12 protein-coding genes are annotated in these 13,704 nt (G+C 42.8%); 8 read left to right on the top strand and 4 right to left on the bottom strand.

Annotation, left to right across the window (positions count from 1 at the left end):
* Positions 1 to 319 precede the first annotated feature (319 nt).
* A complete protein-coding gene (rbp, locus tag M595_RS17315) occupies positions 320 to 622 on the top strand; it encodes an RNA-binding regulator (RefSeq protein ID WP_040484269.1) in 303 nt (100 codons plus the stop codon).
* A gap of 89 nt (positions 623 to 711) precedes the next feature.
* On the opposite strand, the gene M595_RS17310 is transcribed toward rbp, so the two are convergent.
* The 3 genes from M595_RS17310 to M595_RS17300 all read right to left on the bottom strand — a co-directional run bounded on the left by M595_RS17310 (position 712) and on the right by M595_RS17300 (position 2,445).
* Positions 712 to 1,434 carry a hypothetical protein gene (locus M595_RS17310; protein WP_023067668.1) on the bottom strand — a complete coding sequence of 241 codons (723 nt, stop codon included), beginning with the start codon at positions 1,432 to 1,434 and terminating at the stop codon, positions 712 to 714.
* A 97-nt stretch (positions 1,435 to 1,531) separates the two neighbouring features.
* Positions 1,532 to 1,888 carry a hypothetical protein gene (locus tag M595_RS17305; RefSeq protein ID WP_023067635.1) on the bottom strand — a complete coding sequence of 119 codons (357 nt, stop codon included), beginning with the start codon at positions 1,886 to 1,888 and terminating at the stop codon, positions 1,532 to 1,534.
* A 155-nt stretch (positions 1,889 to 2,043) separates the two neighbouring features.
* Positions 2,044 to 2,445 carry a COG3650 family protein gene (locus M595_RS17300; RefSeq protein ID WP_023067630.1) on the bottom strand — a complete coding sequence of 134 codons (402 nt, stop codon included), beginning with the start codon at positions 2,443 to 2,445 and terminating at the stop codon, positions 2,044 to 2,046.
* Positions 2,446 to 2,655: 210 nt separating this feature from the next.
* Here M595_RS17300 and M595_RS17295 point away from each other — a divergent pair, with 210 nt between their 5' ends.
* The gene (locus tag M595_RS17295; protein ID WP_040484268.1) at positions 2,656 to 2,994 is read left to right on the top strand and encodes a hypothetical protein; all 339 of its coding nucleotides are present in this window, start codon (positions 2,656 to 2,658) and stop codon (positions 2,992 to 2,994) included.
* Here the strand turns inward: M595_RS17295 and M595_RS17290 are convergent, their stop codons facing one another.
* A complete protein-coding gene (locus M595_RS17290; RefSeq protein WP_023067647.1) occupies positions 2,995 to 4,134 on the bottom strand; it encodes a quinone-dependent dihydroorotate dehydrogenase in 1,140 nt (379 codons plus the stop codon). It abuts the gene before it with no gap.
* 158 nt (positions 4,135 to 4,292) lie between these two features.
* Between M595_RS17290 and M595_RS17285 the strand changes: the two genes are divergently transcribed.
* From M595_RS17285 to pip, 6 genes are all read left to right on the top strand, one after another.
* The gene (locus M595_RS17285) at positions 4,293 to 7,100 is read left to right on the top strand and encodes a GAF domain-containing protein (protein ID WP_040484267.1); all 2,808 of its coding nucleotides are present in this window, start codon (positions 4,293 to 4,295) and stop codon (positions 7,098 to 7,100) included.
* Between the two features lie 337 nt (positions 7,101 to 7,437).
* On the top strand, positions 7,438 to 9,099 hold the full coding sequence (gene ftsY / locus M595_RS17280) for a signal recognition particle-docking protein FtsY (RefSeq protein ID WP_023067639.1): 1,662 nt from the start codon (positions 7,438 to 7,440) through the stop codon (positions 9,097 to 9,099).
* Between the two features lie 183 nt (positions 9,100 to 9,282).
* A complete protein-coding gene (locus M595_RS17275; RefSeq protein ID WP_023067672.1) occupies positions 9,283 to 10,788 on the top strand; it encodes a PP2C family protein-serine/threonine phosphatase in 1,506 nt (501 codons plus the stop codon).
* Complete coding sequence (locus M595_RS17270) at positions 10,775 to 10,999, top strand: hypothetical protein (protein WP_056041137.1); 225 nt, start codon at positions 10,775 to 10,777, stop codon at positions 10,997 to 10,999. Before M595_RS17275 ends, M595_RS17270 begins: the two co-directional genes overlap by 14 nt.
* Positions 11,000 to 11,074: 75 nt before the next feature.
* Positions 11,075 to 12,469 carry an argininosuccinate lyase gene (argH, locus tag M595_RS17265; RefSeq protein WP_023067656.1) on the top strand — a complete coding sequence of 465 codons (1,395 nt, stop codon included), beginning with the start codon at positions 11,075 to 11,077 and terminating at the stop codon, positions 12,467 to 12,469.
* 187 nt (positions 12,470 to 12,656) lie between these two features.
* Positions 12,657 to 13,598: a prolyl aminopeptidase gene (pip, locus tag M595_RS17260; RefSeq protein WP_023067664.1), complete on the top strand. Its 942-nt coding sequence runs from the start codon at positions 12,657 to 12,659 to the stop codon at positions 13,596 to 13,598.
* Positions 13,599 to 13,704 lie beyond the last annotated feature (106 nt).

Raw genomic sequence — 13,704 nt, 5'->3', positions numbered from 1 at the left:
GAATTCCCCAGCCTCGGGAGCATATTCTTGAGGATAATGACTTGTCACTCCTCCTTAACCCCAAGCTTCCAGTCATCTCCCGAACCTGTCCAAAAAAGTTAACAATTCCTTTAGAATAACCTTCCTGTCAGCATTTCTTGAGTTTCTAGCCCATTGACGATCCCTCCATGTCTCAAAAATTTATGTTATAATGAGATCCGAGTATAGTTTCGGTTGCAGTTTTTGTTTTCAGTGTTGACAGTTTTGTTCTGCTTCATTTTTTCCAAGCTTGCCTCCGAATATTCTATCTCTACAACGGTTTGATTGAAGGAGGTAACTTATGTCTGTATATATTGGTAATCTTGCCTACGAGGTTACGGAAGACGACCTTAAGTCTGTGTTTACAGATTATGGTTCGGTTAAGCGCGTTCATATCCCCACGGATCGCGAAACAGGTCGCTCTCGCGGCTTTGCGTTTGTCGAAATGGATACAGATGCCGAAGAAACATCCGCTATCGAAGAACTCGATGGGGCGGAATGGATGGGACGCGATCTCAAAGTTAATAAAGCCAAACCTCGCGAAAATAGCGGTTCCTTTGGAGGAGGCGGTCGTCGCGGTGGTCGTTCTGGCGGAGGTTACTAAGACGGGCTACTGAGCTTCTAAAGCTTTTATTTAGTATCCTATCGTAGTCTAGAAAGACAGGATCTTACCTGTCTTTTTTAAGTTTATTCTTATCTAATTTTCACGGTCAATTTATAAGTTGCATTTCCCCGAGTTCCCCCCACAATAATCTCATAACGACCCGTTGCAGGTAAAATCAAGCTAGACAGAGTTTCTTCTGAGTTGAGTATTTCTCCATTGGGCGCCATCACTTCAAAAACTGCATTATTTTCTAACGAACTAATATTAATTTCCATCTTTTGACCTTCTTTTGCATCGAGTAAATAAATATTTCGACTCCCTCGAACAACTGAATTTTCTACTGTCCCCGAACTCGCCCCTCTCGCAAATCGAATTCTGGAAACTAAGCAAGGAACTCTTTGATAAACCTCTCTCCCTGTATTGAGAAAATCATCTTCTAACTGCCACGTTTCTTGACTATTTTGAGTATCGAGTTCAATTTTGGTGATCATATTTAGTTTTAAATCCTTTCCTTGTTTTGTTCCTTGTAAAGTTTGAAAATAAGACGTATAGTATCCGACTTCTTCATTATGAATTGTCGCATTTACATGACCACTAACCTTATTTTCTTTCTCAAGGTAAATTCGAGCCACTGAAGATAGGGTTTCATTTTCTAAACTAAAACAATAGCCAGAAAGTTGATTATTACTTTGATTTTGAGCAATAGAAGTTGATCTTTGAAGGCGTTGTCTAGAGGTAGATTGAGCAAAACTGAGCGCAGAACTGACACTCAACACCAATAGAACTAAAATCAGTAATTTAAGCGATCGCATCGTTATTCACTTGTCTATTTAAAGTCGTCTTTATACAATTACATGATTAGTAGAATAGATTCCTGAAAAATTTGCAAATTGGGATAAATTTAATCATTTACTCAACCACAAACACATCAACCTTCATCGCACTTTCAACTTCTTGACTTTCGACAATATATTCTTGAATATAAGCACAATCTACTGTAAAAAATTCAGTTTCACTATCAAAAAAAACGGTTTTTAAAATCATATAAGCCATATTACTAACATAGGAAACTTCTACAGGTAAAAACCCAATTTCTATATGACTTTCCGTTTGAATAATATACTGAATTGTCACCAAAATTTCGACATCATCATCAATCTTTAATACAGGTGCATTTTCAACCACTCCAGAATCTTTAAAATTTTTCAGAACAATCACCTGTCCCGGCTTGAAGTGATAAGTCGTTTGAGTTGAATTAATTTTCATATAATTAAAAGGTGAGGGAGTCAATACCGATAAAAACTTAGGGACAACAATACCATGAAAACTGCCCTAAATTATTATAATTCTAAGTGATAATCTTCTTTCTGTAAATTGTTAAAAAAATTTACCAATTCATCTGAAGTTTAAGCAGTGTTAACTTATTGTTTTTCCGCACATCCTTCAAACACTTGATTTCCCAAAATAAGCGTTGCATTATACGAATAGGTGTAATCAGCCATTCCATCATTACAGGTATCGTCTTGTCTCAAAACCAAAAAACCGCTAGGATTTCCCTGAAGCCGATAAACTTGAATCAAAGAAGCTGGACGTGAAGATGCACTCATCGGTTCGATATAGGGGTATTTTTGCTCCTCTGCGGTTGGTGATAAGAAAATAATTTCATCGCGACTAATTTCTACCCTCCAAAATGGTACAGTACCGCGAGCGATCAACCCCTCACTCGGAGTATTATCAGCATAACTCTCTCGTAGACTGAAGCCGAAACCCACCACGCCTAACCCTAATAAAATCATGCCAAATAAAAAGGATTTTGTATTCATCTCAATCTGACTGCTTAGTGGTCTAAATCAATCTACGCCTCCTCAAACTGCAATTCTGAGCAATTTTGGAATTAAGAGTACCCGGGAACAGTCAAACAATTATCTCATTGGGACTTTTGCGAACTCTCTCTAGAGACGCTTATTTTAAACCATGACCCCCTTGATGATACATTAATCTCATGATTAAGCTTGTCATCGGTTGCATCTTTTATGGTTAGACCCAAAGTAGTGATCATTACCAATGCGGGAGTGTATTTGGCGGCTCTCTATCCGGCTTTAATGGGAGCTATTTTTACATTAGGGTTTGATTTAGCCTTTGAGCCTGAAGACTCGTTAGACGTGAATATCGAGACAGGTTTGAGTTTAATTCTCACAAAAACCTTGTTTTATTCAATGGCAACTTTTCCGATTATAGCCGCGTTTTGTATTGCTTTAGCATGGAGTTTGTATAAAATTAGAGTAATCAAGCCCGCCGTTTATATTAGTTTTATTCCTTGGATTAATATTATTTTATTTATGTTCACAGGGTTATGGATTTTAGTCTTTTAATCAATCATTCTTATGTTGTAAACCCACCGCTTGCGAAATCGATTCAAGTCCCTGCTGTTCTAACTTTTCTAACAATCCTGTTAAGATATTCCGAATCATTCCCGGCCCTTCATAAACCCAACCCGTATAAACTTGAATTAAACTCGCACCTGCTGTAATTTTTTCCCAAGCATCAGCAGCCGTAAAAACACCCCCAACTCCAATAATCGGTAACTGTCCTTGTGTTTTTTCCCAAATCAAACGAATCACTTCTGTAGACCGTTTGTGTAGGGGTTTTCCACTAATTCCCCCGGCTTCTTCAGTCGGAGATTTTCCAGTTTTTGTAATTATTTGAGTTCTTAAACCCTCCCGAGAAATCGTGGTATTCGTTGCAATAATTCCCGCTAACTGATACGTTTTTGCCAGTTCCAGAATATCAGAAATTGCCTCATCTTCTAAATCCGGCGCAATTTTCACCAATAATGGTTTTTGGGCTTGATTTTCCTGTTGCAAACTGTGTAAAATCTTGCTAAGTTGTTCAGCATCTTGTAGCGATCGCAATCCTGGTGTATTGGGAGAGGAGACATTAACCACAAAGTAGTCACCGCAAGCTTTCAAATCTCGAAAACTTCCCAAATAATCATTAGAAGCATCTTCTAAAGGAGTGACTTTGGATTTACCTAAATTAATCCCAATGGGAATCGATAAAGATTGACGAGTCTCACGACTTTGTAAACGAGTGGCGAGGGCTTTTGCCCCCTGATTATTAAACCCCATACGGTTTAAAACCGCTTGATCATAAAGTAGACGAAATAATCGCGGTTGGGGATTACCCGGTTGAGGATGAAAAGTAACCGTTCCCAACTCAGCAAAACCAAAACCCAAACTTCCCCAAATTCCGGCCGCCACTCCATCTTTATCAAATCCTGCTGCTAAACCCAGAGGATTATTAAACGGTAAACCCCATAACGTTTGGGCGAGACGGTGATCTGACAGACAAAAAGAAGACCGAATTTTTGACTCAATCCAACGAGAAGGAAGCTGAGTCGAAGTGCGATCAAGCCAACTCAACAGGTGTAATGTTTGATGATGCGCCCACTCTGGATCAACGTTCAATCCAGAAAATAAAATAGGTCTGATCACACTTCGATAAATATCCAACAATTTCTCCTAAAATCTTCTTAACGGCATCATCAAAAATAAAACCAACAACTCTATTGTTTCCAACTATGCAGCAAAACGATTAAAAGTTTTCTGATCGCCACTCACCGTTGTGAGATTTTAATCAAATTCAAATTTTTTTAAAGAGTTTAATTCCTATGGGGCAGCATTCAAATTCAACCGATCGGGTGCAGGCGATGACCCTCAGTCAAGTTCTCCAAACATTGCGAGAACAAGACAACGTAGATATCCTATTGCAAATCAGCTTATCCTATCTGCAAGCGAAATTCAACTATCGTTTAATCTGGATTGGCCTGTACGATCGCCTCGACCATCAGTTAGTCGGTAAAGGGGGAATCACCCCCGATGAGGAAAGAAGTTTTCTCAAACAACGATTTCCTCTGATCGCCGGAGATTTATTTGAACAAGTGATCATTGAGTTACAACCCATTACGATCGCCGACTTACAAACCGAAACCCGAGTCGGAGAGTGGTGTAAACTCGCCCAAACCTATAATATTCACTCAACCCTTCTCTATCCACTGCGACACAAAGATCGGGGCTTTGGCTTAGTCTTACTCGGAACAAGTGAAAAAGATCGCTATCTCGAAACCAACGAAACCGAATATCTTTCGATCATCTTAGGGGGATTAGCAACCGCACTGTATCACATCGAAACCGATTGGCAACGTCAGCAAACCAAACATCCGAGCGCCTCCCTACTGAAATTATTATCTGAGTTTCGTCGTTTTGTGCGTCTCGATCACTATCTCGAAGCCGTCGTTAAAGAAACCCATCGATTTATTCAACCCACACGCACCAATATTTATTGGTATCATCAAGACGGACGTTACTTTTGGCGACGCAGCAGTAACCTCAAAAAAACACCAGAAGCCATAATTACCCGTGCGGCTTCCGGAATTAATCTCCAAGATTTGACCGAGTTCTATCAAGCTTTAGCCAGCGATCGCTTAGTTTCGATTGGTCAATCTCACAGCACCCTCAAAACCGAAATCACTCGACGCTTAATGCGAGGAATGCGAGTCCGATCGTTACTCGCCGCCCCGATCATTTTTAACCGAGAACTCCTGGGATTTTTAGCGATCGAAGGAAAACACCCTCGCATCTGGCAAACCACCGAGAAAACCTATGTCCGAGGAATGGCTCAACTCCTGGGCGTAATTGCACCTCTAGCGGACATGAACGATACAATCAAAAAAATCAAGCAAAATCACGCCTTAACCGCAGAAATCACCCGAGCCATTGTCACCAATGAAGACTGGCACATTCTCCTTTCCAGTAGTGCCGAGCGCTTGTGTCAACGCTTAAAGAGCGAATACTTTTTTCTACTCGAAGAACGACCCACCAACCACCAGTTTGATCTCCTGTATCAAAATCCACTGCCGGATCATCGCTTGCTCACCACCCCTCTAGCAATGCTCACCCGCGCGAGCGAACAGCAATTTCAAGACAGAGGCATGATCGCAATTGAACAATTGGATGACAACCCCAGCTTATCAGCTTGGAGTGAACCGTTACGAGAAATTGGAGTGCGATCGCTATTAGTCTGTCCCACCGATGATCATCCCGGCATCAAAACCCCAACAAGACGTCGTTCACTGCTCGTTATTGGTCATACCAGCCCTCGCACCTGGACTCAAGCCGAATCAGCCTTAGTGAAAATAGTTGCCCAACAATTAGGGTTAATCTTGCAGCAATGGCACCTCAACCATCAGGTGGAAGTTCAACATCAACTCAGCCAGATGAGTGCGATCGGTTGGCAAATTAGCCAGCAAACCGATGAAATTTGCGAGTTAGAACGTCGCTTTACCGAACAAATTGCCCTCAACTTGTCGAGTCATTTGTTGCTCCTTGTAACCTGGACAGAAAGCCAGAAACAAGGTGAAATTGTTCAGCGCTATGAACACCAACAGCCCGTTGTTTCGCAAACAAATATGACGATAGATGTTGAGCAGGACTCTTTGATTCAACAGGTTTTAGGAACGGAAGGGATTTTTTGCCAAGACATCAACAGTCTACCGACAATCACCCGTCAGTGGCTAAATTGTCCATCCGATTGTGATCAAATTTGGGCGATCGCATTACGAACTCATTCCCAACATTTATCTACAGGTGTACTGATTCTCAGTTCTCCTTATTTAGAAGATGAATCTCAGCAAACCCGTCAGCTTTTAGAGGGATTTGTGACTCAGTTCGCCTGGATGCGACGATCGCTGAGAGTTCAAACTAGCTTGTCTCAACAGCGAGAAGAACTCGAATGGCTCAACTGGTACAAACAACGTCGTTTAGAAGAACTTTATCGTGTAGTCGGAAGTCGAATCAAACAACTCACTGAACTCAAACAATCCCCTTTTCCCGATATCGATGAACATAAATATCAATTGACGAATTTGCGCTATCAACAGCTTATCCGTCAAATTAGTCAGACTTTAGCTTCGACTTCATCATTACTCAAACGGGAGCAGTGGCAACTTCATAATCGCCATGATTTGATTGTTGTTTCTAACTTATTACGACGAGTTGGCGATCGGATTGAACCCGTGATGAAAAATCGCCAACTTTTGCTACAAGTTCAACAACAGAGGAATCTCTCGTTAATCGCCGATAGTCTTAAACTGGAACTGGTTTGTTATGAATTGTTGCTGATCGCTTGTTATCGAGCACCGTTAAAGGGGGTAATTGACATTAACGTTCAAGCATTAGATGAACAACATTTGGAATTTGTGGTTATGGATCGGGGTCTGATCCATCCTCACCTGATTCGGGATCTAGAAGCGGGTCGATCTTCGGATTTGCTGAAGCCTTCTACCCTAGATCGTCCACCCGGTCAACATTTGATGATTGTAGAGCGTATTCTTCACAAAATGGGAGGTCAGTTTCAACTCCAAAAACTTGATTCGGGTCAAATTATCACTCGGTTGATTTTACCGATCAATATATCATAACTTCCTTGTTGGTAAAGCTTTTTCAAAGCAAACCTGTAAAAACTGTAAAGATTTGGTCAAGTTTACGGTTGGGAATCTATTGTCAGTGATTTCTATTCAGCAGAGGAGGTTGCCAATTTTAAGTAATTACTCATACTCTTGATTCAAAATAAATCTGATCACTCTATCTTTAGTCGTAGTCTTCATATTGGTCAACAGTCAGAATAAGTGTTACAACTATCAAGGAGTCATACGGTCTAATTGCAATTGGATTCAAAAAAAGATTCATTATTGGGCAAAATTCTGACAAACTATTAATAATTTAGAAATAGTCTCACATCGAGAGCGAGTCAGTGCAATGGTTTTCAATTGGTTTCGTCGTAAGTTTGATACGAAGGACGCAACTTCCCCATCAGCAGAACAATCGGTAGATCCCGAAAGTCCCTCTGAGGAGGAACGCCAAGCCGAACCTCAACCGTCTGAGGAAGAACAGTCCCCACCGACAACCGCAAAAACAACATCGGCTGATGATTATCTCCAATGGGCAAAAACAGCTTACCAAAATCTGCAAACCCAACAAGAACAACAATCACAGCCTCAAGAGATCCAAACCGAACCGGAGTTAGAGACTCACGCTGTAGAAACGCTAGACGAACAACCCACTCCGGAACCGCCAGAGGAGATCCAAACCGAGGAAGCCGAAAAAACAGACATTGAAGCCGTAACCGAACCAGCGACTGTACCAGCGACTGTCGTTGAACCGGAAATAGGATCAGTGATTCCTGCCGATTCTCCCGAACTTTCCTCAACTGAGGTTCCCGAAATCCAAGCAGAGGAAGCAGAGGAAGTCGAAAAAACGACCGCCGCCGAAGCCTCCTTACCCATCTGGGCGCAATCTCAAGCCGAACGTCAAGCCCGAATTGAACGTTTAAAAGAAACAGCCCAAGAAGAACCCGAACCCGTCACCGCCCAAACTTCTGGTGAAGCCGTTCAACCTGAACAGTCAGCGATGACATTTGATGAGATGTTTATGTGGTCGGCGGAAGTTTTGGCCAATCAAGGTCGTCGTCCTGAAGATGTCGCTCTTGAAGAAATTACCTGGTTGCAAAAACTGTGGCGTGGATTAGGGCGAACTCGTCGCAACTTGCTCAACCAACTCAAAGCGATCGTCGGTCAGGGGCCATTAAACCAGGAAGCGGTAGAGGAAATTGAATCCTTACTCTTACAAGCCGATGTCGGTGTTGAAGCTACCGATACCGTAATTGCCGCACTCCAAGAGAAAATTCGCACCGAAATTCTCCCTCCCGAACAAGCAATTGCCTACCTCAAGCAAATTCTGCGAGAACTCCTCGATCGACCCTATCAAAATGGTTATAGTCCTTTATTTGCTCCCCAGAAAGACACTTTAAATATTTGGCTGATCACGGGAGTCAATGGTGCAGGTAAGACGACAACCATTGGAAAAATTGGTCACATTGCGACAAAATCTGATTATCGTTGCCTGATTGCCGCAGCAGATACTTTCCGAGCCGCCGCCGTCGAACAGGTTAAAATCTGGGGTGAACGCAGTGGGGTTGATGTCATTGCCAATCCCGGCAAGAATACCGATCCAGCCGCCGTTGTCTTTGATGCAATGGAAGCCGCTAGATCCAGAAACATCGAACTGCTTTTGGTTGATACGGCCGGACGCCTGCAAAACAAGAAAAATTTGATGGAAGAACTCAGTAAAGTGCGCCGGGTTATTGAAAAAAAAGCACCCGATGCGATCGTAGAATCCCTACTCGTACTCGATGCAACTCTCGGTCAAAATGGTCTGCGTCAGGCTGAAGTTTTTGCGGAAGCTGCTCAACTCAGTGGTGTAGTCTTGACAAAATTAGATGGAACTGCTAAAGGTGGTGTTGCTCTAGCAATTGTCCAAAAGTTAGGTTTACCCATTCGTTTTATTGGTGTGGGGGAAAGTATCGAAGACCTGAGACCTTTTTCAAGCTATGAGTTTATAGAAGCTTTACTCAGTGGCTAAGTCGAATTTTTTAGTTAAGCAGTTTTGTTGAGATTTGAGATGAGGGAAACCCGGCTTGGCTGCCCAAAATTCAGAAATCCTTGAATGACTGATTGATGATCTTCTTGAGCGTCGGAGTAACCCCCTAAAATCCGAGTGACTCAGTATATCCCATTTTTGTACAAACCATTATCTGAACCAGATATGACTGCTCTGCCCTTGCCCCATCACTCTGATCGATTCTCCACTGGAGACGCAACGCGAACGGCTGAGTCCAATGCTCGTCAATCAACCCCGACGGAAATTACCCCCGTCAGAACGTTGAAAGAATTGGTGGCTCGTTTGCATCGGGAACAGCAGAATGTAAATGAATTGTTGAGTTCTCTCGGATTTGCCCTCCGTAGTTTTAAGAATCTCAATCAATTTTTAGAATTGACTCCCCTCGTTGCCAGTCGGGTTACAGATGCCGATGGCGGTGCCCTTGTTTTGTTTAAACCAAACGGCCAAGTCCGTTTTCAACGGCTGCACTGTCAAGAAGGCCGTCAGTGCCACGATATTCGTCAAGCCCTAGAAACGGCGACTCGTCAAGTCAGCGTTGGGCCTCTCAATTCAGTGGATCGGATGCCCAAAAATCTGCTCAAATCCTATATTGCTAATCTTGATTACCAAGTCAGCAATTTTTTAGGGCCAGAGGTGCAAGTGTTTGGGACGGCAATTTTAGTTAATAATATTGAACGCGGACGGCTGTATGTCTTTAGCCATGATCCGAACTATCACTGGACACCCACACGCCAAAAATTAATGCGTCTGGTTGCCGATCAAACCGCAGTTGCCATTGCCAATGATGAACTAGCAGTTTCTCTACGGGAAAAAGAACGCCTTGATCGCGAGTTAGAAATTGGCGCCGAAATTCAAGTCCGTCTGTTACCCCGAAAATGCCCGAAAATTCCCGGTGTAGATGTTGCCGCTCATTGTCAAACGGCTAACCGAGTCGGTGGCGATTATTATGATTTTATTCCTTCCAACTTCGATCAAAGAGAAAGTCGCCCCTCTGCCACTTCTGAGTCGATAAGTCAGGAGAAAATTCAGGAAAATTGGAGTATTGTCATCGGCGATGTTATGGGCAAAGGCGTCCCGGCGGGGTTAATTATGACCATGACTCGGGGAATGTTACGGGCAGAAGTTCTCAACCGCCACAGTCCCGCCAAAATTCTTGAACACCTCAATCGCGTCATGTACGCCGATCTCGAAACCTCTAATCGCTTTGTAACTCTATTTTATTCAGAGTACGACCCGACCACTCGTATCCTGTCTTACAGCAACGCCGCTCATCATCCGCCATTGTTATGGCAAGCAGCGACGCGATCAATTCAGCAACTCGATACCTTGGGAATGTTGATTGGTTTAGATGCCGATACTCGGTATTCAGAGGCACAGGTTCAACTTCATCCGGGAGATATCATTGTTTATTACACTGATGGATTCACCGATGCCGCTAATCAAAAAGGCGAACGCTTTGATGAAGAAAATCTGCAAAATGCCTTTGAATGGGCTTGCCAAAATTACAATAGCTCACAAGCGATTCTAGATTATATTTTTGAGCAAGTTCAACAATTTGTTGGCCCCGGTAGTCACAATATTGATGATATGACGCTCGTTGTTGTGCAGGTTCAACCTTCGACCGAGGAAAATTGCCATGATGCTTCTTGATGTAGGATGTGATGGAATGATAGGTGTGAATACTCTTTCTCACTGGTTCTGGCAGTCCTCATCAAACTACACGGTAATCGCTCAACAAAGTGATGTAGACCTGGTGGCTAACGTCCAAAAAGTCTGGAATAATTTGCTCCAAACAGGTCAACTTTGGGCGCTTTTAATCGGAGTCGGCGTCGGGTGGTGGATTAGGAGTGTTTTGCCTTAAAAGGTGAAAATTCTCGTTTTTCTCACCCCTAGCCTTGAGCAAGATTTAATTCTTAATTCTTATTTCTTATTTCTGATGACCAATCCAAAAACATGGAGTGATCGGTTTAAAACCGCTTTGCATCCAGCGATCGCCACTTTTAATGCCAGTATTGGCTTTGATATCGAACTGATCGAGTATGATCTGAGCGGTTCTATTGCTCATGCCAAAATGTTGGCTAAAACTGGGATTATTTCCTCCGATGAAGGTGAAAAACTGGTTGCAGGTTTGGAACAAATTCGTCAAGAATATCGCCAGGGAAATTTTCACCCCGGAGTTGAAGCTGAGGATGTTCATTTCGCTGTTGAACGCCGTTTAACTGAAATTGCCGGAGATGTCGGTAAAAAACTCCATACGGGACGCTCTCGCAACGATCAAGTCGGAACGGACACTCGCCTCTATCTTCGCGATCAAATTCAACAAATTCGTTCTCAACTCCTCGACTTACAACGGGTTTTACTCGATCTGGCAGACGTTCACGTTGAAACGCCTATCCCCGGTTATACGCACCTCCAACGCGCCCAACCTGTGAGTTTAGCCCATCACCTTCTAGCCTACGTGGAAATGACTCAGCGCGACTGGGAACGCCTCGGAGATGTCTATAAACGGGTTGATATCTCCCCCCTCGGTTGTGGGGCTTTGGCGGGAACGACTTTTCCCATTGATCGCCATTACAGTGCCGAACTATTGACATTTGGCAAGGTTTATGCTAATAGTTTGGACGGCGTGAGCGATCGCGACTGGGCGATTGAATTTCTCGGGGCGGCGAGTTTGATTATGGTTCACCTAAGTCGCTTATCTGAGGAAATGATTTTGTGGGCATCCCAGGAATTTAGTTTTATTAGCCTCAAAGACAACTGTTCGACGGGTTCGAGTATTATGCCCCAAAAGAAAAACCCCGATATTCCCGAATTAGTACGCGGAAAAACAGGGCGTGTTTTTGGGCATTTACAGGCTATGCTGGTGATCATGAAGGCTTTACCTTTGGCTTACAATAAAGACCTGCAAGAAGACAAAGAAGGCTTATTTGATAGCGTTAAAACGGTTAAAGGCAGTCTAGAAGCGATGACCATTCTGTTAAAAGAAGGAATCGAATTTAAAACTGAACGTTTAACCCAAGCTGTTAGTGAAGACTTTTCTAACGCTACCGATGTCGCCGACTATTTGGCAACAAAAGGGGTACCATTCCGCGAAGCTTATAACTTAGTTGGAAAGGTGGTTATTACCTGTTTAGAAGCCGGAAAACTACTTAAGGATTTAACCTTAGAAGAATGGAAAAGTTTGCATCCGGCGTTTGAAAATGATATTTATGATGCGATCACTCCTAAACAAGTGATTTCCGCCCGTAATAGCTACGGAGGAACAGGGTTTGAACAGGTTAGATCATCACTTAAAGCTGCACGCGATCGCTTAAATTCAGCTTCAAATTAAAGTCGTGAATTGAAAACAATGGTACGTTTCGATAATAGGGCGTATTCTTAGAAAGAAATCTTCTCAAAGTCCCCCAGAATACCCCCATCATTGGGGGTCACGGGGGCGGGAGATTTAGGGGGATATAGCATCTACTGTACCCTTTTTTTATTCAGATAAATTCAGGTGAGTTTTCTAATTTTTTGCCATGCGAGAACTTTATCCCCCCATTGAACCTTATATCCAAGGCACCCTAAAAGTTAGCGATCTTCATACCATTTATTTTGAACAGTCGGGGAACCCAAAGGGAAAACCTGTTGTTGTTTTACATGGTGGGCCGGGGGGTGGTTGTTTACCCGAATATCGTCAATATTTTCATCCCGAAAAATGGCGAATTATTATGTTTGATCAACGAGGGTGTGGGCGCAGTATCCCTCACGCTGAACTTCGGGAAAATACAACTTGGGATCTGGTTGCCGATATTGAAAAATTACGAACTTGTTTGGGAATTGAACAATGGGTGGTTTTTGGGGGAAGTTGGGGAAGTACCTTGTCTTTAGCCTACAGTCAAACTCACCCAGATCGCTGTAATGGTTTGATTTTACGAGGAATTTTTCTATTGCGATCGCCCGAAATTCGTTGGTTTTATCAAGAAGGAGCAAGTTATATTTTTCCTGATGCTTGGGAAGAATATCTCAAACCTATTCCTGTAGAAGAACGAGATAATTTATTGCAAGCTTATTCTCAACGTCTTAATAGTGAGGATTTTAATATTCGTTTAGAAGCAGCGAAAGCCTGGTCTATTTGGGAAGGAAGTACCAGTAAACTCTATGTTGATGCTAATTTAAAGCAAAAGTTTGGTCAAGATGAATTTGCGATCGCATTTGCTCGGATCGAATGTCATTATTTTGTTAATGGAGGCTTTTTAAAACCGGAAGACCAACTCTTAAACAATATAGATCGGATTCGTCAGATTCCCAGTACAATTGTTCAAGGACGTTATGATGTGGTTTGTCCGATGAAAACCGCTTGGGAGCTTCATCAAGCTTGGCCGGAAGCAGAATTAATAGTCGTTCCTGATGCGGGACATTCAATGAGTGAACCGGGAATTCGTTCGGCGTTAATCGAAGCGGGCGATCGCTTTGTTTAGTCGTTTTTTAATTCCCCTAAATTCCCCTTAAAAAGCCCCCTAAATCCCCCTAAGATCGCAGGGCTGTTTCATTCTAAGTTAAAAATTGTCGGGGGTGATGGGGTGG

The organism is Lyngbya aestuarii BL J (assembly GCF_000478195.2).
GTDB classification, from domain to species: Bacteria; Cyanobacteriota; Cyanobacteriia; order Cyanobacteriales; family Microcoleaceae; genus Capilliphycus; species Capilliphycus aestuarii.
This window is presented reverse-complemented; position numbering and strand designations above follow the sequence as displayed.